Genomic DNA, 21,426 nt, shown 5'->3' with positions numbered 1-21,426 from the left:
TGAGCCCGTTGTATTTCCGTGTCGTGACGAAACCGATATATCTCTTTACCGGCAGGTTTCCGGGTCCGGTCTGTCCGGTTCCGGCTCAGGAGAGCAGGCCGGAACCCGCCGGAAGCGTCGCGATGACGTCGTTCAGCCGCTCGTTGTGGTGCCCTGCCGCCGCCAGGAGTGCCGCCGAGTCGCGGTCGACGAACGCGCGGACCATGACGCTGTGATCGTCGTTCAACGCCGCGCGGTCCGCACCCTTCACGTGCACCATCGGTTGGACCGGCTCCGTGACGTTCCACGCGACGTCGAGCATGTGGAGCAGGCGGTACATCCGGGACGGCGCGGTGAGGGCGACGTGGAACTCGCGGCTCAACCGGTGGTAGCGCTGGGGATCGTCGTCCGCGATCGAGGATCGGAGGTCTCGCTCGATCTGTTCGGCACGACGCCGTTCCCCGTCGGTGGCGGCCTCGGCCGCCACCGCGAGGGCGGCGTTCTCGAGCACCTCCCGAACGATGTACATCTCGCGCAGTTCCTGAGACGTCAACTGCGCGACCGTGTATCCGAGGTTGGGTCGATGCGACACCAGATTCTCGCCGATGAGGGTCTTCAGCGATTCGCGCACCGGGATGCGGCTGACTCCGAACACGTCGGCGACGTCGCCCAGGGGAATGGGCGTTCCCGGCGGGGCGTCACCCGACAGGATGACCCGGCGGAGTTCGGTGAGGATCTCCTCCTGTGAACCACCCGCGACGTCGCGGGACAGTTTCGCGAGCAGGGCCGAGCGGCGACGCGGCGGCATCGTGACCCCTTCTGCGAACCGGGACGGGACATGGCGACTCTAACCGGGGGAGTCGTCGGACGCTCGCGTGTCGCCGCATCGGTGCGACGAGAGTTGGTGAACGTTCACGTCGGCGGACGCCGGTCGATCGATCCGCTGCCGGGCAGTCGGCTCGCCTGCCCGAGCTCGCGGCGCGGGCTCCCCGGTGCACGTCGATCTGCCGTGGACGATCCGGTCGGCGGCCGCTCGATCCGAGCGAACCTCAAGTCTCGCTTGACAGTCGAGACCAGGCACGCCGACCGGTCGGGGTCACGGCGCGCCGAGCAGCGCCGATGCACGGTGCGCGCGGGGCGGGTGTCCCTCGAACGGACCACAGCGCGATTCCCGCGTCGGCGGGTGTTCGGGCCGATCCTGCCCGACTTATGACAAATACCGAGAAAGGCCCTTACGATGACCCGATGCGCGACGGTCGTCTTCCCGATGGATTCGGAGTGCGTATCGATCCTCGAGTGCGGACTCTCTCGAACGGTCGAGTTCTCCTCGGCGGATCGCCCACCAGGATGGTGATGCTGGCACCCGCCGCGGCCGCGATGATCGGCGACGGATTCCTGCGGGTGTCCGATCCCGACTCCGCCACGGTGGCGCGTCGACTGCTCGACTCCGGTGTCGCGAACCCCCGGCCGATGAGCACTCCGTCCGCCGCGGACGTGACGGTCGTGATCCCGGTCCGCGACAACCACGAGGGACTGCTGCGGCTGATGCGCGCGCTGCGTGGACTCCGCGTGATCGTCGTGGACGACGGGTCCCGCGTTCCCGTCCGGCACGCCGAGATCGCCGTGGACGAACTGTGTGCCTCGGTCGCGGTGGTGCGGCACGACGCCCCGCGGGGACCGTCCGCGGCGCGCAACGCCGGCCTCGCCGCGGCCACGACCGACTTCGTCGCGTTCCTCGACTCCGACGTGGTGCCGCGCAAGGGCTGGCTCGAAGTCGTCCTCAGTCATTTCTCCGACCCCTCCGTCGGGCTGGTCGCTCCGCGCATCGTGGCGCTCGAGCCGGAGGGCAGTGCGCTCGCCCGCTACGAGCGCGCACGGTCCTCCCTCGATCTCGGTCGCCGGGAGGCCCCGGTGTTCGCGGGTGGCCCGGTGTCGTACGTCCCCAGTGCGGCGGTCGTCGCCCGGCGACGGGCCGTGCTCGACTGCGGAGGCTTCGACGAGGCGATGCACGTGGCCGAGGACGTCGATCTGTGCTGGCGACTGCAGGACGCGGGATGGCGCCTGCGGTACGAGCCGGTGGCCCGCGTCGCCCACGATCACCGCGTCACTCTGCGAAAGTGGTTCGGCCGCAAGCTGTTCTACGGTACCGGTGCCACCGAGCTGGCCTCCCGCCACCACGGGAAGGTGCCGCCCGTGGCCATGGCGCGGTCGACCCTGCTCGCACTGCTGCTGGCCGCCTCGGGGACGCGTGCGGGCATGGTCGGTGCGCTGGTCACGCTGATCACCACGGTGGTCCGCCTACGGCGCCTGTTCGTCGATCTGGATCACCCCACTCGCCTCGCCGCGGTGTTCGCGGCACGCGGAACCGTCGGGGGCGCTTGGCAGTTGGCGTCCGCGGCGGTGCGGCACTACTGGCCGGTCACGCTGGTGGCCGTGCTGTTCTCCCGGCGCATCCGACGTCTGGCGCTGGCCATCGCGGTGGCGGAGGGTGTGCGGGACTGGGTCGAGCACCGGGAGCCGGGCGGCCTCGGTCCGGTGCGCTACGCGGCGTACAAGCGCATCGACGACGTCGCCTACGGCACCGGACTCTGGGTGGGTGCCGTGTCGCACCGCGACCCCCGTGCTCTGGTGCCGCGTCTCGGCAACCAGTAGTCCCTGCCAGCCGCTCTGTGAGCTGGGTTACAGTGGAGGCCGGTCGAGTGTGCCGATCTGCCGGGCGAGCTGTTGACGGAAGCGGGGTCTGTGGTGACGGTCAATCCGTGGGTCGCGATGAGGCCCGGGGACGACGCCGCCACGCTCGCGCGCTCCGTCTCCCGTGCTCACGAGACTTTCGTCGGGCCGGGCCTGTCGACCGTGGGACTCGCCCGTCCCGTCGATCCCCAGTCGCCCGTGCGGTCCGTCGTTCTCGACTCCTGGCTGCGTAGCCGCGACATGGGCGTCGACCCCGATCGTGGTGCGGACGATCTCCTCGACGACGTCACGCTCGCGCAGTACCGCGCCGATCACCCGATGTCCGTCATCCGACCCGTGGTGCGCAAACTCCTCGTCGAGGACGCCGCCGACACCGGTCTTCTCGTGGCCATCACCGACGCGTCGGGCCGGCTGCTGTGGGTCGAGGGCGACACCGCGGCGAAGGATCGCGCGAACGCCATGAACTTCACCGAGGGCGCTGACTGGAGCGAGGGGCGGATGGGCACCAACGCCCCCGGCACCGCGTTGGCCATCGATCACTGCGTGCAGATCTTCGCGGCCGAACACTTCTCGCGGCCCGTGCACGAGTGGAGTTGCAGTGCAGCCCCCGTCCACCACCCCGTCACCGGCCGCATCCTGGGGGCCATCGACATCACGGGCGGTCCGCGCGTCGCGGTTCCCGAGGTGCTCTCGTTGGTCCGCGCGACGGTGGCGGCGGCCGAGTCCGAACTGCGATTGCATCTGCTCGAGTCCCCGCGTCCCGATCTCGACACCGGAGTCCGGCTGGAGGTACTCGGAGCCGGGCGCCCGTCGTTGGTCCGCGGCGGTGAACGCGTCGCCCTGTCCGGACGGCACGCCGAGATGCTGCTGCTGTTGCGGGCACATCCCGAGGGGCTGAGCTCCGACCATCTCGCCGCGCTGCTCGACGAGAACGAGCTGGACTCGGTCACTGTTCGAGCCGAGATGTCGCGCCTGCGCAAGGTTTTCGGTGCCGACGGTGTGGCCTCGCGGCCCTATCGACTGGTGGCGGAACTGTCGTCGGACGTCGAGGACGTGCGGGCGGCTCTCGACCGCGGGGACGTCGACGCGGCGCTGCGGCTCTACTCCGGCGTGGTGCTCCCGTCGTCGTACGCCCCGGGTATCGCGGAGATCCGCGAGGAGTTGCGAGTGCGCGTCCAGGCGGCGCTGCTGCGGTCCGGTGACCCGGTGCTGCTGGCGCGGTGGACGGCGTCGGTGCACGGCCGCGAGGACGCCGCCGCGTGGTCGGCCTACCTCGCCACGCTCAGCCCGTCCTCGGCGCTGTACGGGCAGGTCCAGGCTCGCCTCGCCCTGCTGGGCTGACCGAGTCGGCTCTGCAACGGTCATGCAACCGTCGTCGTTCTAGTGTCCTGCATCACAGCCCCCGATGACCGTGGGGGTGGATCACCGATGAAGGAGCATGTTCGATGACTGTCTTCGCTCGCCCGGGTACGCCCGACGCCGCCATGTCTTTCGAGGCCCGCTACGACAACTGGATCGGCAACGAGTGGGTCGCTCCGGTCAAGGGTCAGTACTTCGAGAACCCGACGCCCGTCACGGGACAGAACTTCTGCGAGATCGCGCGCTCCACCGCCGAGGACATCGACCTCGCCCTGGACGCCGCACACAAGGCCGCGCCGGCGTGGGGCAAGACCTCGCCCGCCGAGCGCGCCGTCATCCTGAACAAGATCGCCGACCGCATCGCCGAGAACCTCGACTCCATCGCGCTCGCCGAGTCGTGGGACAACGGCAAGCCGATCCGCGAGACGCTGAACGCCGACATCCCGCTCGCGATCGATCACTTCCGCTACTTCGCCGGATGCATTCGTGCGCAAGAGGGTTCGCTGTCCGAGATCGACAGTGACACCGTCGCGTACCACTTCCACGAGCCGCTCGGCGTCGTCGGCCAGATCATCCCGTGGAACTTCCCGATCCTGATGGCCGTGTGGAAGCTCGCCCCCGCACTCGCCGCCGGCAACGCCGTCGTCCTCAAGCCGGCCGAGCAGACACCCGCGTCGATCATGTACCTGATCAGCGTCATCGGTGACCTGCTGCCTCCGGGCGTGCTCAACATCGTCAACGGCTTCGGCACCGAGGCAGGCAAGCCCCTCGCGTCGAGCCCGCGCATCAAGAAGATCGCCTTCACCGGTGAGACCACGACCGGGCGCCTGATCATGCAGTACGCCTCGCAGAACCTCATCCCGGTGACGCTCGAGCTCGGCGGCAAGAGCCCCAACATCTTCTTCTCCGACGTGCTGTCGCAGAACGACGACTACCAGGACAAGGCCCTCGAGGGCTTCACGATGTTCGCCCTCAACCAGGGCGAGGTCTGCACCTGCCCGTCGCGTTCGCTGATCCAGCAGGACATCTACGACGACTTCCTCGCACTCGCCGCGATCCGCACCAAGGCCGTCCGTCAGGGTGATCCGCTGGACACCGAGACGATGATCGGCGCCCAGGCCTCGAACGACCAGCTCGAGAAGATCCTGTCGTACATCGAGATCGGCAAGGGCGAGGGCGCCAAGATCGTCACGGGCGGCGAGCGCGCGCAGCTCGGCGGCGACCTGAACGGTGGCTACTACGTGCAGCCCACCATCTTCACCGGCAAGAACAACATGCGCATCTTCCAGGAGGAGATCTTCGGACCCGTCGTCTCGGTCACCTCCTTCACCGACTACGCCAACGCCATCGAGATCGCCAACGACACGCTCTACGGCCTCGGCGCCGGTGTCTGGTCGCGTGACGGCGGCGTCGCCTACCGCGCCGGCCGCGACATCCAGGCCGGTCGTGTGTGGACCAACACGTACCACCAGTACCCGGCCCACGCGGCCTTCGGTGGCTACAAGCAGTCGGGAATCGGCCGCGAGAACCACAAGATGATGCTCGACCACTACCAGCAGACCAAGAACCTGCTGGTGAGCTACGCCCCGAAGGCTCAGGGCTTCTTCTGATGCAGCCGAACCACGGGTCGGCACCGCCTCCGAGGCTCAAAGCAACCGCCGGGGCGATGGAGCTTCTCCGTCGCCTCGGCGGGCTCCACGGCGCGCTGATGATGCATCAGAGCGGCGGATGCTGCGACGGGTCGTCGCCGATGTGTTACCCCGCAGGCGAATTCATCGTCGGGGACCGCGACGTCCTGCTCGGGCTCCTCGACCTGCGCGCGGAGGTGGGCACCGTCGCGGACGACCTGCCGAGCGACGGCGACGCCGTTCCGGTGTGGATCTCCGGGTCGCAGTTCCAGGCGTGGAAGCACACCCAGATGGTGCTCGACGTGGTGCCGGGCCGGGGCAGCGGCTTCTCCCTCGAGACGCCGGAGGGGCTGCGGTTCCTCAGTCGTGGCCGGGCCTACACCCCCGAGGAGAACGCGGAACTCGAGTCGCAGGACCCCATCACCGGCGCGCAGTGGGAGGAGGGCGCTCGCCCGCCCGTCCCCACCGAGTCCATCGTGGTCGCCGAGGCCGTCGACGCCTGCCCGGTGCCGGGGATGGCGATACAGGGATGAGTCGGGTGCGCTGAGCCGCGTTTACCGCGGCTCAGCGCACCGTCGGAGGGTCGCTCGGACCTCGGCGATCACCTCGTCGGGTCTCTGTGTGAGGTCGCGCCAGGTGTACCGCAGCACCGTCCACTCCTGAACGACGACGTTCTGCCGAGTTCGGTCTCGGTGAAAGGCGGTGGGGTCCGAATGGAAGGCCCAGCCGTCGATCTCGATGCAGACGCGTTCGTCGAGGAACACGAAGTCCAGCACGTACCCGCGCCACGGAAAGTTGACCAGGAACCCCGTGATGCGTCCATTGCGCATCACGGCGAGGAAGAGTCGCTCGGCCTCCGACCGAGCTCCTCCCTCCGCTGCCACGAGAAGCTTCTCGGCCGCAGGGGCGCCCCGTCGCCGGGGATTTCGATCGTGTGCGCGCCGGAGCACCGACGGCGACATCCGCCCGCGCAGGGCGACGTCGATGATGCCCATCCCCAACTCCTCGGACGCTTCGAGAACCGTGAGACCCGACGCCGTGACGCGGATTCCGCGGATCGCCACCACATCGGCAGGGTCGAGGTTCCGTCGCCGCACCCGAACGCCCGACGGTGCCCTGCTCCGTCCTCCGCGCGGGACCGTGACATCGACGATGCGTGGTGCAACCGAAACGAGTCCGTGCCAGTACGCGGCACTCACCGATGTCACGACGGCCCCGTCGCCGGCCCAGTACGCGGCGCACCGCACCCGAGCGGCGTCCGTCCACGGTCTGTCGCAGGCGACGTAGACACCGCGCGTGACCCGGCGCCAATGGCCCGCTCGGACGCGCCGATCGATCGCGTCCTGGCTCATCCCGGCGTCGTGAGCCTGCGTCGCGGTGATGACACCGTCGTGGAGCGCGAGAAGTCGATCGATCACAGGCGTTGGACGGCCGCGTCGGCTCTCCTGGTTCCGCCGGGTGCGCGGGGCCGCGGTTATCGCGGGTCAGCGCACCGTCCAGTGGAAAAACAATCGCAACGTCCCCGCAACACGGCAGTCCTAGCCTCACCCTCACCACCCGCTCACACTCCGAAAGAGGCTCACCCATGGCCGTGAAGGAACCGCGCCCCGTGGCGTCCGATTCTCAGGCAGAATCGTCCGACTACCTGGCCAAGCGCACGCTCAAGACCGGCAGCGCGGGGTGGGTGCTGCTGGCGGGGCTGGGTGTCAGCTACGTCATCTCGGGTGACTACTCGGGGTGGAACTTCGGACTCGAGCAGGGCGGGTTCGGTGGTCTGCTGATCGCCGGCATCCTCATCGCGGGCATGTACCTGGCGATGGTGCTGGGCATGGCGGAGATGTCGTCTGCGCTCCCGGCCGCGGGCGGCGGATACACGTTCGCCCGGCGCGCGCTCGGACCGTGGGGCGGGTTCGCCACCGGCACAGCCATTCTCATCGAGTACGCCATCGCCCCCGCGGCCATCGCGACGTTCATCGGCGCCTACGTCGAATCGCTCGGCCTGTTCGGGATCACCGACGGGTGGTGGGTGTACCTCGCCGTCTACGCCATCTTCATCGGCGTGCACCTCGCCGGTGTCGGTGAAGCGCTGAAGGTCATGTTCGTCATCACCGGCATCGCTCTCGTAGGCCTCGTCATCTTCGCTGTCGCCGCGATCTTCCAGTTCGACGCCTCCAACCTCACCGACATCGCCCCCACCGATGCGGCGGGTGCGTCGAGCTTCTTGCCGATGGGCTACCTGGGGATCTGGGCCGCGGTGCCGTTCGCGATCTGGTTCTTCCTGGCGATCGAGGGCGTGCCGCTCGCGGCCGAGGAAGCGAAGGATCCGGCGCGCAACGTGCCACGCGGCATCATCGCCGCCATGGCGGTGCTGCTGGTGACCGCCACCGCCATGCTGATCCTCGTGACGGGCGCCGGCGGAGCCGACGCGATGCAGGCGTCGGGCAACCCGTTGGTGGAGGCGCTGGGAGACAGCGGCGCCGCGACGGTGGTCAACTACATCGGCCTCGCCGGTCTGATCGCCAGCTTCTTCTCCATCATGTACGCCTACTCCCGGCAGCTGTTCGCGCTGAGCCGCGCCGGCTACCTGCCGAAGTCCATGTCGGTGGTCAACAGCCGGAAGGCGCCGACGCTGGCACTGATCGTGCCCGGCGTCATCGGCTTCGCCCTGACGTTCACCGGCAAGGGCTCGATGTTGTTGAACATGGCCGTCTTCGGGGCAGCGCTGAGCTACGTTCTGATGATGGTGAGCCACATCGTGCTGCGTCGCCGCGAGCCCGACATGCCGCGCCCGTACCGCACCCCGGGCGGCACGGTCACGACCGGATTCGCGCTCGTCATCGCCGCCTTCGCCGTGATCGCGACGTTCCTCGTGGACAGCCAGGCGGCGCTGTGGTGCCTGGTCGTCTTCGCGCTCTTCATGGTCTACTTCGGCGTCTACAGCCGCCATCACCTGGTGGCCAATTCTCCGGACGAGGAGTTCGCGGCGCTCGCCGCTGCCGAGGACGAACTCGGGTGAGCACCTACCACCAGCAGATCTCGGGATCGACCTACACCTTCGACGGTCTCGTCGAGGTCATGGCGAAGGCCACCCCGGCGCGATCGGGCGACCAACTCGCAGGCTGCGCGGCGGAGTCGGACGCCGAACGTGCCGCCGCCGCCTGGGTTCTGGCGGATCTCCCGTTGCAGACCTTCCTGGACGAGCAGGTGGTGCCGTACGAGAGCGACGAGGTCACCCGCCTCATCATCGACAGCCACGACGCGCAGGCATTCGACGCGGTCTCGCATCTGACGGTGGGCGGTCTGCGGGACTGGTTGCTCACGGTCGCAGCGGAACCCGACAGTGACCGGACACTGCGGGACGTCGCGCCCGGCCTCACCCCGGAGATGGTGGCCGCGACGAGCAAGATCATGCGCAACCAGGATCTCATCGCGGTGGCGCGGGCGGCGACGGTGATCTCGGCGTTCCGCACCACCATCGGTCTGCCCGGAACGATGGCCACCCGCCTGCAGCCCAATCATCCGACGGACGACCCGCACGGAATCGCCGCGGCGACGCTCGATGGTCTGCTGATGGGCTCGGGCGACGCCGTCATCGGCATCAACCCGGCCACCGATTCACCCGCCGCGACAGCGGATCTGCTGTACCTGCTGGACGAGATCCGGCAGCGTTTCGAGATCCCGGTGCAGTCGTGCGTGCTGTCCCACGTCACCACCACCGTGGATCTCATCGGCAAGGGTGTCCCGGTGGATCTCGTGTTCCAGTCCATCGCCGGAACGGAGGGGGCGAACTCCAGTTTCGGGGTGACGGTGCCGATGCTCCTCGAGGCGAACGAGGCGGGAAAGTCGTTGCACCGCGGCACCGTCGGGAACAACGTCATGTACCTGGAAACGGGCCAGGGTTCGGCGCTGTCCGCGAACTCGCACTTCGGGACCGGGGGCAAGCCGGTCGATCAGCAGACGCTCGAGACCCGCGCGTACGGGTTGGCCCGCGCTCTGGATCCGCTGTTGGTCAACACCGTCGTGGGCTTCATCGGACCCGAGTACCTGTACGACGGCAAGCAGATCATCCGTGCCGGCCTCGAGGATCACTTCTGCGGCAAGATCCTGGGCCTGCCCATGGGTGTCGACGTCTGCTACACCAACCATGCCGAAGCGGACCAGGACGACATGGACACGTTGTTGACGCTGCTCGGTGCCGCGGGCGCTGCCTTCGTCATCGCCGTGCCGGGTGCCGACGACATCATGCTCGGCTACCAGAGCCTGTCCTTCCACGATGCCCTCTACGTCCGGCAGGTGTTGGGCCTCAAGCCCGCTCCCGAGTTCGAGGCGTGGATGCACCGGCTGGGGATGACCGACGACGCGGGGCGGGTCCTGCCCGTCGACGCCGCGTCGTCGCCGCTGCGAGCACTGACGACGCCGGCATGAGCACACCGGACTTCTGGACCGACCTGCGCGTGACGACGCAGGCGCGCATCGGGCTCGGCCGGGCGGGGGACGCCCTGCCGACGACTCGGGTGCTCGAGTTCCGGGCCGCCCACGCCGCGGCGCGGGACGCGGTCCACATGCCGCTCGACACCGACAGCTTCGCTCGGGAGATCGCCGCCGTCGGACTCGGTGATCCGGTGGTCGTGTCCAGCAAGGCGTCCACCCGCAGCGAGTATCTGCGTCGTCCCGATCTGGGACGGCAGCCCGAGGACCTGTCCGGCGTCGACACGGTCGACGCGGACATCGGAATCGTGTTGTGCGACGGTCTGTCCCCGCGGGCACTGATGGATCACGGTGCGGGTCTGCTCGCTGCGCTGAAGGAGTCGCTGGGTACGTTCACGATCGCGCCTCCGGTGATCGCGACCCAGGCCAGGGTGGCGCTGGGAGACCACGTCGGCGCGGCGCTCGGGGTGTCCACGCTGATCGTCGTCATCGGCGAGCGTCCCGGTCTCTCGGTGGCGGACAGCCTCGGCATCTATCTGACGCACGGTCCGAAGCCGGGCCGCAACGACTCCGAGCGCAACTGCATCTCGAACATCCACCCGCCCGGCGGCATGCACTACGACCATGCGGCGCGGGTGACGGCATCGTTGGTCGCGGGTGCGCGCACGCTCGGGCGGTCCGGCGTCGATCTCAAGGACTCCTCTCGCGAACTGACCTGACCCGCGCACCGTTAGGGTCTGACATCGTGCTGCTGCAACGTGTGCGCGTCGATCCCGCGCGGGACGACCTCTCGGACGTCCGCATCGTCGACGACCTGGTGAGCGAGACCTCGGCACCCGGGGAGCGCCTGACTCCCGCCTCCGCCGAGACCGTCGTCGACGGGCGCGGGGGAGTGGTGCTGCCCGGGTTCGTCGACGGGCACCTGCACATGGCGCAGTGGGCACTCGCGCGCCGCCGACTGGACGTCGGCGCGGCCACCAGTGCACGGCACCTCGTCGACCTGCTGGTGGCGTCGGGCCTCACCGGCGACGTTCGTGCACAGGGCTTCCGGGGTGCCCTCTGGCCGGACGCACCGCACAAGGACATGCTCGAGGCCGCGCTGCCGGGTGTGTCCGTCGCGGTGACGAGCATGGATCTGCACACCGTCTGGCTCTCCCCGGCGTTGCTGCGCGAGCTCGCGGTCGATCACCCCACCGGTGTCTTCCGTGATCACGACGCCATCGCGATCGCGAGTGCCGTCGACGCGCGTGTCGGTACGGGCGTGCTCGACGAGTACGTGTGCGAGGCCACCGAGGATCTCGCCGCGCGGGGCGTGACCGAGGTCCTCGACTTCGAGTTCGACGACAACCTCACCGCGTGGACGCGGCGCTTCGCCTCCGGTCGTCCGGCGGTGCGGGTGAGCGCGTCGACGTGGCCGACGTGGCTCGACGAGACTCTGGCGGCCGGACACCGGACCGGCGACGTCGCCGCGGACACGGGCCGCATGCTCCGCATGGGGCCGCTGAAGATCATGGCCGACGGGTCGCTCAACACGCGGACGGCCTGCTGCCACGACCCCTATCCCGACGCGGGGCACGCGGCGCCGGCGACGCACGACGCCGAGGCACACGGGCTGCTGCTCGTCGACCATCCGGAGCTGGTGCGATTGATCTCGCGCGCGGCGGGCGGTGGGATCGCCGCCGCGGTGCACGCCATCGGTGACCGCGCCAACACCGTCGTGCTCGACGCCTTCGAGACCGTGCGCGCGCTCATGGACTCGGGTGCTCTCCCCGTCGTCGGTGGACGCGTCGAGCACGCGCAGCAGGTCCGCCCGGAAGACCTGGACCGGTTCGCGGCGCTGGGCGTCGTCGCCTCTGTCCAGCCTCAGCACGCGGTGACCGACCGCGACGTCGCCGACGTGTTGTGGTCCGGCCGACGATCGATCGCGTACGGCTACCACTCGCTGCACCGCCACGGCGCGCTGCTGCAGTTCGGGTCCGACGCTCCCGTCTCCCCGCCCGATCCGCGGTCGGCCGTCGCCGACGCCGTGTTCCGCACCGACGACGAGCGACCGTCCTGGCATCCGGGCGAGGCGGTGCCGATGGACGTCGCACTGCGGGCGGCATCGGGTGGGCGCGCAGGTGTCGACGTCGGATCCGCCGCCGACCTCGTCGTGCTCGCCGAGTCCCCGTACGTCCTGTCGAACGCCGACCTGCGGTCCGTTCCGGTGATCGCCACGATCAGCGGTGGGCGCGCGACCCACGTGTCCTGAGCCTTCGCCATCGTGTCGGAGACACACGCGGTGGCCGAGCAACCCGACCCGTGTCGCTACCCGGCGGTAGTGTCGATGTGTGAGGTATGAGTACGCCGCGATGTCGTTCACGGCGGCGTGGACAGCAGAGCCCATCGCCGCGAGTGATTGGGTGGGACTCGTCACCGTCAACTAACATGAAAGGCTGCCCGACAACGAGAGGATCGTCATCGATCACGCATTTTCATCGCCGCTGTTCACAGCCGTGGCAGCTGGCGGGGTCGTGACGGCACCTCTGATGTGTAACGAACGACCGGGTGAGAGCGACGGGCACGACGTCGAGTGCGGACGACGAAACGGGGGAATCGTCGTCTGGACGGCCATGAAGGCGGACTCGGTCTGCCGGGGTGCCGTGTGTCAACACGGGGCCACGAGAGATCACGGGGAGTAGACGAGTGGATGACGGTGCACGGTTCGATGGCGGACCGGCCGGCGAAGGTCCCCTGACGAGTGATGGAACGGTGCTTCCGGACGGTGCGTTCCCGCTGTCCGGAGCGCAGCGCGGTATCTGGTTCTCCCAGCAACTCGCCGGTGACGTCCCGATTTCCATCGCGCACTATGTCGAACTGAACGGAAGCCTCGACCTGGACGTTCTCGAGTACGCTCTCGACCGGGCCGGGCGCGAGTTCGGATCGGGCTACCTGCGTCTCACCGAGGTGGACGGCGAGCCGTACCAGTACGTCGATCTGAGCATGCGCGACCACATCTCCTATTTCGATCTGCGCTCCGAGTCCGATCCGGAAGCAGCGGCGATGGAGTGGATGACACGCGAGTACAGCGCACCCGTGGACATGCTGGTCGACCGACTGGTGGTCTCCCACGTCCTTCGGTTGAGCGATGAGCGCTGGTTCTGGTACTCCCGCATCCATCACGTCGCGCTGGACGGTTTCGGCGCGATGACGATGATCCAACGTACGGCTGCGCTGTACACGGCTGCGATGGACGGCGAGGAGCCCGAACCGTCCAAGGCCGTCGATCTTCACAACCTGTACGTCGACGACGCCAAGTACCGATCGTCGGACCGCTTCGAGAAGGACGCCGCGTATTGGGCCGAGAAGGTACGCAGCCTCCCGGACCCGCCGTCGCTGTCATCCGTCACAGCGCCGCCGACGTCGCCCGCGTTGATCGCCGGTGGTTTCGTGTCCACCGATCTGGCCGAACGGCTCGACGCGCGCGTGACCTCGCTCGGGACCGCCTCGGCTCCCTTCGTCGTCGCTGCCTTCGCAGCGTTCGTCTCCCGCATGACCGGAGCCGAGGACACGGTCCTGAGCCTCCCGGTGTCAGCGCGCACGACCGCGGTCATGCGCCGGTCGGGTGGCATGGTCTCCAACGTCGTGCCGCTGCGTCTGGCACTGCCGCCGAACTGCACGGTCGCCGAGTCCGCATCCCAGGCGCAACTCGAACTCACCGGCGCCCTGCGTCGTCAGCGATACCGCCACGAGGACATCCGCCGAGACAGCGGTGAGTCGGCCACCCAGCGTGGACTGTTCGGTCCGTCGATCAACATCATGCTGTTCCACGACGAATTGCGGCTCGGCGCCGTCAACGGTTCGTACAACGTGCTGACCACCGGTCCGGTGGAGGATCTGGCGCTGAACATCTATCCCGGCGCGGACAGTCGGGAGCTGCGGATCGACTTCGAGGCGAACCCGCTGCGGTACACGCAGGACCAGCTGAACGCGCATCGTGCCCGCTTCGTGCGCTTCCTCGACGCCCTGATCGGTGCCGAACCCGATGCTCCGCTCGGATCACTCGAGGTGCTGACCGACGACGAGCGGCAGCGTTTCGTTCCCGCGCTGGGCGGCGAAAGCTTCCCGCAGGTCACCTTCGGCGCCATCATCGCCCGCGCCGTCGACGCCGCCCCCGACACGGTGGCCGTCACGTGCGGGTCGGAATCGGTCACGTACGCCGAACTCGACGCGCGCTCCAACCGCCTGGCCCGGTTGCTGATCTCGCGGGGCGTCGGACCGGAGAGCGTCGTCGCGGTCGCACTCGGTCGATCGGTCGAGATGATCCACGCGACGTGGTCGATCGTGGCATCCGGTGGCGCGTTCCTCCCGATCGACCCGGCCTATCCCGTCGAACGCATCGCGCACATGTTGGGTGATTCCGGCGCACGGATCGGGCTGACCACACGCAGACACGTGAAGGACCTCCCGGACACGATCGAGTGGCTCGTCGTGGACGATCCGGAGTTCGGCGACGATCTGGCCGTCTGCTCGCCCGCACGGCTGACCGACGCCGACCGCACGGCGCCGGTGCGATCGTTCACGGCAGCATGGATGATCTACACCTCGGGTTCCACCGGTCTGCCGAAGGGCGTGACGGTCGGTCACGACGGTCTGTCGAACATCATCGGCGAGATGACGGTGACGTACGGTGTGTCGACGAAGTCCGTCGTCCTCGGTGTCGCCTCCCCGAGCTTCGATGCGTCGATCTTCGAGCAGTTGATGGCTCTGTCCGCCGGCACGACGCTGGCGTTGGCTCCGTCGGGAGTGTTCGGCGGCGAGGACCTGGCGGACTACATCCGCGAGAAGAGAGTCACGCACGTCGTGATCACGCCTGCGGCACTGGGATCACTCGAGCCGGAGGGGCTGGAGCAGATCGAGTCCATCATCAGCGCCGGTGAGGCACTGCCGTCCGAGGTGGCGGCACGCTGGGCTTCCCGCACCGCGCTGCGGAACGCCTACGGCCCCACCGAGACCACCATGATCGGGTCGATCTCTGACCCACTGGAGCCCGGTGCGCCCGTGACCATCGGTTCCCCTATCCGTGGAACGCGACAGGTGGTGTTGGACAACCGACTTCGGCCAGTACCCGTGGGTGTGGTGGGCGAACTGTATCTCGCCGGCGTGGATCTCGCCCGCGGCTACGCCAACCGATTCGCCCTCACCGCCACGCGCTTCGTGGCCGGGCCGTGGGCCGAGTCGGGCGGGCGCATGTACCGCACGGGCGACCTGGTCCGGTGGACCGAGGATCGGGACCTGATCTACGTCGGTCGCGCCGACTCGCAGGTGAAGATTCGCGGCTTCCGCATCGAACTGGGCGAGATCGACGCGGTGCTCGCGGAGCATCCCAGTGTCCGTACCGCCGTCACCGTGGCGCACAAGCAGTCGTCCGGGGCCACGGTGCTCGCGGCGTACATCGTGCTGCGCCCGGACATCACGCTCGAGCACTCGGAACTGCTCCGCCACGCCGCGCAGCATCTACCGTCGCACATGATCCCCGCCGCGGTGGTGGTGCTCGATCATCTGCCGGTCACCGTCAACGGCAAGATCGATCACCGCCGTCTGCCCGAGCCGGTGCTGGCGACACGCGAATTTCGCGCGCCGACGACTGTCGTGGAGGAGATCGTCGCGACAGTGTTCACGCAGTTGATGGGCGTCGAGCGGGTCGGACTCGACGACGACTTCTTCGCTCTCGGCGGCAACTCGCTCATCGCGACGCGCGCCGTCTCCCGCCTCGGCGCCGCTCTGGGAACCCAGGTCTCGGTGCGCACCCTCTTCGAAGCGCCCACCGTCGAGTCGCTCGCGTCCCGGTTGCAGCAGGGTGCGCGCGGCGAGACCCGCATGCCGCTCGTGCGCCGTGAACGGACCGGTCCTGTGCCCTTGTCGCTCGCACAGCGGCGTATGTGGTTCCTCAATCAGTTCGACCCCTCGTCCGTCGCCTACAACATCCCGCTGGCCCTGCGTCTGGAGGGCGATCTCGACATCGCCGCGCTGCAGGTCGCGATCATGGACGTGGTCGACCGCCACGAAGCGCTCCGGACGTCCTACCCGGACACCGAGAACGGACCGGTCCAGGTCACCCACGAGCCCGAGGCCGTGGTACCGGATCTGACACCCGTACCGGTCGACGCGGACGACCTGCACGGCGTGCTGATCTCCTTCGCGATGACCACCTTCCAGGTCACGGAGCACGTCCCGCTGGTCGGTCGTTTGTTCCAGATCAGCGAGACCGATCACGTGCTCGCGATCGTGGTGCACCACATCTCCGCAGACGGTGCGTCTCTGACACCCCTCGCGCGCGACCTGATGGCGGCCTACAGCGCCCGCATCGCGTTCTACGCGCCCACGTGGACCCCACTGCCCGTGCAGTACGTCGACTACACGTTGTGGCAGCGGGAGGTGCTGGGGTCCGAGGACGATCCCACGTCGCTCATCGCGCAGCAGGAGCGCTACTGGGTCGAGACCCTGCGCGACGCACCGGATCTGCTGCCGCTCCCGATCGACCGGGCCCGTCCGTCCCGGTCGTCGCTCAGCGGCGGAGCGCACGCGTTCGAGATCGACGCCGAGCTCCACGCGAAGATGATCGACCTGGCCGGGCGCCACCGCACCACGCTCTTCATGGTGGTGCACGCGGCGCTGGCCGTGACGCTCGCCAAGATCAGCTCTACCGACGACATCGTCATCGGCACCCCGGTCGCGGGACGCGGCGACGCGGCGATCGACGACCTCGTCGGCATGTTCGTGAACACCTTGGCGCTGCGCACCACCGTGGGCAGTCGCCAGCCGTTCGACGCGCTGCTGGACCACGTCCGCGAACGCGACCTGCAGGCGTTCGCCAACAGCGACGTGCCGTTCGAGCGTCTCGTGGAGGTGCTGTCCCCGGCGCGGTCGGAGTCGCGTCACCCGATCTTCCAGGTGATGCTGGCGTTCGAGAACATGGGTCACTCGACGGTGGAACTCACCGGACTGCGCCTGTCCACGGTCGATCTCGACCTGCAGGTGGTCAAGTTCGATCTGCAGCTGACCATGACCGATCGCACCGACGACGCGGGCCGTCCCGCCGGTATGCCGGCCACCTTCTCGTACGCGTCGACACTGTTCGACGCCTCGACCATCGAGGCGATCACGCGCCGGTTCGTGCAGGTGCTGACCACGATCGTCGACGATCCCAGTGTGTCTGTCGCCGACATCGACGTGCTCGACGCCAGTGACCGCGTGGTCGCCGAGAGGTCGATCCAGCGAGTGTCCGAGGGCCGTCCCGTGGGCGACGACACCATCGTCTCGCGGGTGCTCGATCACGCGGCGAGCCACCCCGAAGCGAGTGCAGTGCGGTTCGGCGAGGTGTCGATCACTTACGGCGAGTTGGACTCTCGTTCGCGCGCCGCTGCAGCGAGGCTGTACGCGCTGGGGGTGCGGTCCGGCGATCGGGTCGCGGTGGTGTGCGACCGGTCGGTGGATCTGGTCGCCGTGCTGTTCTCCGTCATGAGGGCAGGCGCGACCTACGTGCCGATCGACCCCGAGTATCCGGGCGACCGGGTCGACTACGTCGTGGCCGACTCCGGTGCGCGCTTCGCCGTGGTCTCCGCTCGGCTCGAGGACCAGGTGCGGCGCGACGGCCTGACCGTCGTCGTGGACACCGATGTCGTAGCGGCGGAATCGGATTCGGAGTCGGGGTCCACCGCGCTGCTGCCCGTGGCGCGGCCGGACGACGTCGCGTACATCATCTACACCTCCGGATCCACCGGTAACCCCAAGGGTGTGGCGATCCCGCACACCAACGTGGTGACGTTGCTGACGAACACCGAGCAGTACTTCGGCTTCGGACCCGACGACGTCTGGACGATGTTCCACTCCTACGCCTTCGACTTCTCGGTGTGGGAGTTGTGGGGCGCGCTCACCACGGGCGGCAGCGTCGTCGTGGTGGACCACTGGACCGCTCGCTCGCCGGGCGACTTCCTCGACATGCTCGCCGACCGGGGCGTGACGGTGCTCAACCAGACACCGTCGGCGTTCTATCAACTCGCCGAGGCCGAGCGCGACCGTGCGGGCACCGAGCTGTCCCTGCGGCACGTCGTCTTCGGCGGTGAGGCGCTGGATCTGTCGCAGCTGCAGCGCTGGTACGCGCGGCACGCGGACGACAGTCCCCGGCTCGTGAACATGTACGGCATCACCGAGACGACGGTGCACGTCACCTACCAGGAGTTGACGGCGGCATTCGCGGCCGCGGCCCAGGGCAGCGTCATCGGCGTTCCCGTCCCGGGTCTCGGCGGCATTGTGCTCGACGACGCCCTGCGGCCCGTACCCGTCGGGGTTCCAGGTGAGCTCTACGTCCTGGGTGATCAGTTGGCGCAGGGCTACGTCGGTCGCCCCGACCTGAACGCGACGCGTTTCGTGGCCAACCCGTACCTGGCCGGTCAGCGGATGTACCGCTCCGGCGACGTCGTGCGGTGGAACCGCGACGGCGCGCTGGAGTACCTCGCACGTGCGGACGCCCAGGTGCAGATCCGCGGATTCCGCGTCGAACTGGGCGAGATCGAGACCGTCGTGGCGTCCACGCCCGGTGTCGCGGGCGCCGCCGCGTCGGTGGTGCGGCGCCCGGCCGGCGACGTCCTGGTCGCGTTCGTGGTGCCCGAATCGGGCTCCACGGTCGACGCGGTGGCAGTCACCGAACACGTCGCCTCGCTGTTGCCGGCGTACATGGTTCCCGCGCGCATCGTCGAGCTGGACCGTCTGCCGCTGACCGTGAACGGCAAGCTCGACCGCAAGGCGCTGCCCGAGGTCACCGAGGACTCCGATCGCACGTACCGCGCACCCGAGACGCGGGTGGAGAAGGCGATCGCGGGTGTCTTCGAGGACATCCTCGACGTCACACCCGTCGGCCTGGACGACGATTTCTTCGGACTCGGCGGCAACTCGCTCGTCGCGACCCAGGTCGCGTCCCGCATCGGTACCGAACTGGGCGTGCACGTTCCGGTCCGCGCCGTGTTCGATGCGACCACCGTCTCGCGTCTCGCGGCGGTCGTCGCCGAGCTCGGTGCGTCCGATCGACCCGCGCTCGTCGCGGGTCCCCGTCCCGATGTGATTCCGCTGGCACTCGCACAGCAGCGCATGTGGCTGAGCAACCGGCTCGACCCGTCGTCGCCGATGTACAACCTGCCGTTGGGTATCCGGCTCGAAGGCCGTCTCGATCTCATGGCACTGCGTCGTGCTGTTCGTGACCTCGTCACGAGACACGAGATCCTCCGCACCGTGTACCCGCAGACGGACGGCGTACCGCGGCAGGAGATCCTGACGGTCGACGAGGCGGGCGTCGAGCTCGCCGTCCAGGATGTTCCGTCCGCGCGCTGGATCGACGAGTTCGTCGCTCTCGCGACGAGCGGCTTCGACGTCACCACGGCGGTCCCGCTGCGGCTCGCGGTCTTCCGTGACCCGGAGGTCTCCACCGAGGCCGTGCTCGCGATCGTCGTGCACCACATCGCCGCGGACGGCGTGAGCCGCGTGGCGCTGACCCGCGACCTCGTCACCGCCTACCTCGCACGCACCGAGGGCGTCGACCCCGCGTGGGCTCCGCTCCCCGTCCAGTACGCGGACTACGCGGTGTGGCAGCGCGACGTCATCGGCTCGCCCCGCGACGCCGAGTCGGTCGCGTCCGCCCAGATCGCCTACTGGAAGCAGGCTCTCGACGGCCTGCCCCCGGAGCTGGACCTGCCGCGTGACCGGGAGCGGCCGGCGTCGCCCACCCGCGAGGGTGCGTCCGTCCACTTCGCCGTGGACGGGTTCGCGGCGGACCGGGTGGAGGCACTGGCGCGCGACCACAACGCGACGCGATTCATGGTGGTGCACGCGGCACTCGCCGTCGTCCTCTCCCGCCTGTCCGGATCGACGGACATCGCGATCGGCACCGCTCTCGCGGGCCGCGGAGATCCGGCGCTCGACAACCTGGTCGGCATGCTCGTCAACACGGTGGCCCTGCGTCTGCGGGTCGACGAGGATCTGAGCTTCGCCGAACTGGTGGCCGCAGCCCGTCGCGTGGACGTCGACGCGTTCGCGCACTCGGAGGTGCCGTTCGAGACCGTCGTCGACGCCGTCGCGCCGCAGCGCACGGGATCGGTGCCGCCGCTCTTCCAGACCGCACTGGCGTTCCGCAACATCACGCCGGCGCGGGTGGAGCTGCCCGAGATCACCGTGTCAGAACTGGAGAATCCGTTCGAGCCCGCCAACTTCGATCTGTTGCTCACGGTCGACGACGACGGCTCGCGGAAGCCGGGCGGCGACATGACGATGATGTTCACGTACTCGACCGAGCTGTTCGACGAGGAGACGGTGGAGACCTTCGGCCGGCATCTGGCGTCGGTGCTGCGGGCCGGGGTCACCGAACCCACGCGCGTCGTCGCCGATCTGCCGCTCGCCGAGGTGGTCACCGCGGCGCCCGTGGTGGAGCCCACGACTCCCGCGGCGTACTCCGGGCCGTCGGTGGTCGCGTCGTTCGCGTCGGCGGTGGAATCGGATCCGGACGCACCCGCCGTCGTGATCGGCGAGAGTGAGATCAGCTACGCCGACCTCGACGCTCGCTCCAACCGCCTGGCGCGTTGGCTCGCGGGGGCAGGCGTCGGCGCCGGGTCGACGGTCGCCGTCCGATCCGGCGACTCCGGCCTCGACACGGACACCCTGGCCCTGTGGTGGGGGATCCTCAAGGCGGGCGCGGCGCTGGACATTGGCCTAGTGGAACCCGACGTGATCGTGCTGTCCGGCGCCTCCCGTAACGGGAGTCGGGCGCCGCTGATCCTGTCGGTGGACGACGCCGTCGACGACGTCGCGCAGTTCTCCGCGCGTCCCGTCACGTACGCGGATCGGGCACGCCCGCAGAACGGAGCCGACCCGGCGCTGGTCCTGCCGACCGGGACGGGCTCGGTCGGCGTGCTCACGTTCGACGAGCTCTCCGGCATCGTGTCCGCCGAACTCGATCGACTCGCCGTGGACTACGAGTCCCGGTTGTTCGCGACGGCGGCGGTCTCGACCGTGTCGCAGGCGCTGCGGGCGCTGGTCGCCGGTGTCGCGGGCGCCGCTGTGCTGGTGCAGGACGGTGCGGCGGAGTCGCTGACGGACGTGCTGCTCGATCAGTGGGTGACGCACCTGTTCGCCACCCCGTCGGACCTGTCGGCGGTGGACGCCGGGGAGTTCGAGGATCTCGCCGTGGTGGTCACCGACGCGGGCCGGGGCGACAGCGAGTCGTGTGACGGCTTCGCCGACGGCACCGAGATCGACGTCGTGCCGTTGACCTCGACGGGTATCGGGCTCGCCATGCGGAGCTCATGACGGGATC

General features: G+C 68.9%; 11 protein-coding genes. 9 read left to right on the top strand and 2 right to left on the bottom strand.

The genetic code is table 11. From position 1 onward, the window contains the following. Positions 1-85: 85 nt before the first annotated feature. Positions 86-787: a GntR family transcriptional regulator gene (locus HQ314_RS07510; protein WP_056441789.1), complete on the bottom strand. Its 702-nt coding sequence runs from the start codon at positions 785-787 to the stop codon at positions 86-88. Positions 788-1,224: 437 nt separating this feature from the next. On the opposite strand from HQ314_RS07510, the gene mftF reads away from it, so the two are divergent. The 4 genes from mftF (at position 1,225) to HQ314_RS07490 (ending at position 6,190) form a co-directional block, all read left to right on the top strand. After that, complete coding sequence (gene mftF, locus HQ314_RS07505; protein ID WP_027504628.1) at positions 1,225-2,631, top strand: mycofactocin biosynthesis glycosyltransferase MftF; 1,407 nt, start codon at positions 1,225-1,227, stop codon at positions 2,629-2,631. A gap of 117 nt (positions 2,632-2,748) precedes the next feature. Beyond that, the gene (locus HQ314_RS07500) at positions 2,749-4,011 is read left to right on the top strand and encodes a transcriptional regulator (RefSeq protein ID WP_222650055.1); all 1,263 of its coding nucleotides are present in this window, start codon (positions 2,749-2,751) and stop codon (positions 4,009-4,011) included. A 104-nt stretch (positions 4,012-4,115) separates the two neighbouring features. After that, the gene (gene adh / locus HQ314_RS07495) at positions 4,116-5,639 is read left to right on the top strand and encodes an aldehyde dehydrogenase (RefSeq protein ID WP_027504630.1); all 1,524 of its coding nucleotides are present in this window, start codon (positions 4,116-4,118) and stop codon (positions 5,637-5,639) included. A 56-nt stretch (positions 5,640-5,695) separates the two neighbouring features. After that, on the top strand, positions 5,696-6,190 hold the full coding sequence (locus HQ314_RS07490) for a DUF779 domain-containing protein (protein ID WP_037184728.1): 495 nt from the start codon (positions 5,696-5,698) through the stop codon (positions 6,188-6,190). 21 nt (positions 6,191-6,211) lie between these two features. On the opposite strand, the gene HQ314_RS21705 is transcribed toward HQ314_RS07490, so the two are convergent. Continuing rightward, positions 6,212-7,075, bottom strand: coding sequence for a type IV toxin-antitoxin system AbiEi family antitoxin domain-containing protein (locus tag HQ314_RS21705; RefSeq protein WP_222649741.1), 864 nt, complete (start codon positions 7,073-7,075; stop codon positions 6,212-6,214). A 167-nt stretch (positions 7,076-7,242) separates the two neighbouring features. On the opposite strand from HQ314_RS21705, the gene eat reads away from it, so the two are divergent. From eat to HQ314_RS07460, 5 genes are all read left to right on the top strand, one after another. Then, a complete protein-coding gene (gene eat, locus HQ314_RS07480) occupies positions 7,243-8,673 on the top strand; it encodes an ethanolamine permease (RefSeq protein WP_222649740.1) in 1,431 nt (476 codons plus the stop codon). After that, positions 8,670-10,082 (top strand): ethanolamine ammonia-lyase subunit EutB, encoded by a 1,413-nt coding sequence (locus HQ314_RS07475; protein ID WP_222649739.1) that lies wholly within the window; start codon positions 8,670-8,672, stop codon positions 10,080-10,082. Before eat ends, HQ314_RS07475 begins: the two co-directional genes overlap by 4 nt. After that, complete coding sequence (gene eutC / locus HQ314_RS07470) at positions 10,079-10,804, top strand: ethanolamine ammonia-lyase subunit EutC (RefSeq protein ID WP_056441804.1); 726 nt, start codon at positions 10,079-10,081, stop codon at positions 10,802-10,804. The genes HQ314_RS07475 and eutC overlap by 4 nt, the downstream gene beginning before the upstream one ends. A gap of 26 nt (positions 10,805-10,830) precedes the next feature. Continuing rightward, on the top strand, positions 10,831-12,336 hold the full coding sequence (locus tag HQ314_RS07465; RefSeq protein ID WP_222649738.1) for an amidohydrolase: 1,506 nt from the start codon (positions 10,831-10,833) through the stop codon (positions 12,334-12,336). A 500-nt stretch (positions 12,337-12,836) separates the two neighbouring features. Beyond that, positions 12,837-21,419, top strand: coding sequence for an amino acid adenylation domain-containing protein (locus HQ314_RS07460; protein WP_222649737.1), 8,583 nt, complete (start codon positions 12,837-12,839; stop codon positions 21,417-21,419). The last annotated feature ends 7 nt before the right edge of the window (positions 21,420-21,426 follow it).

This window comes from Rhodococcus sp. BP-332 (genome assembly GCF_019836065.1).
Lineage (GTDB): Bacteria > Actinomycetota > Actinomycetes > Mycobacteriales > Mycobacteriaceae > Rhodococcoides.
This window is presented reverse-complemented; position numbering and strand designations above follow the sequence as displayed.

Coding starts and splice junctions, on each gene's coding strand:
- adh (WP_027504630.1), top strand. CDS start 4,116: ATGACTGTCTTCGCTCGCCCGGGTACGCCCGACGCCGCCATGTCTTTC.
- eat (WP_222649740.1), top strand. CDS start 7,243: ATGGCCGTGAAGGAACCGCGCCCCGTGGCGTCCGATTCTCAGGCAGAA.
- HQ314_RS07490 (WP_037184728.1), top strand. CDS start 5,696: ATGGAGCTTCTCCGTCGCCTCGGCGGGCTCCACGGCGCGCTGATGATG.
- eutC (WP_056441804.1), top strand. CDS start 10,079: ATGAGCACACCGGACTTCTGGACCGACCTGCGCGTGACGACGCAGGCG.
- mftF (WP_027504628.1), top strand. CDS start 1,225: ATGCGCGACGGTCGTCTTCCCGATGGATTCGGAGTGCGTATCGATCCT.
- HQ314_RS07500 (WP_222650055.1), top strand. CDS start 2,749: ATGAGGCCCGGGGACGACGCCGCCACGCTCGCGCGCTCCGTCTCCCGT.
- HQ314_RS07510 (WP_056441789.1), bottom strand. CDS start 787: ATGCCGCCGCGTCGCCGCTCGGCCCTGCTCGCGAAACTGTCCCGCGAC.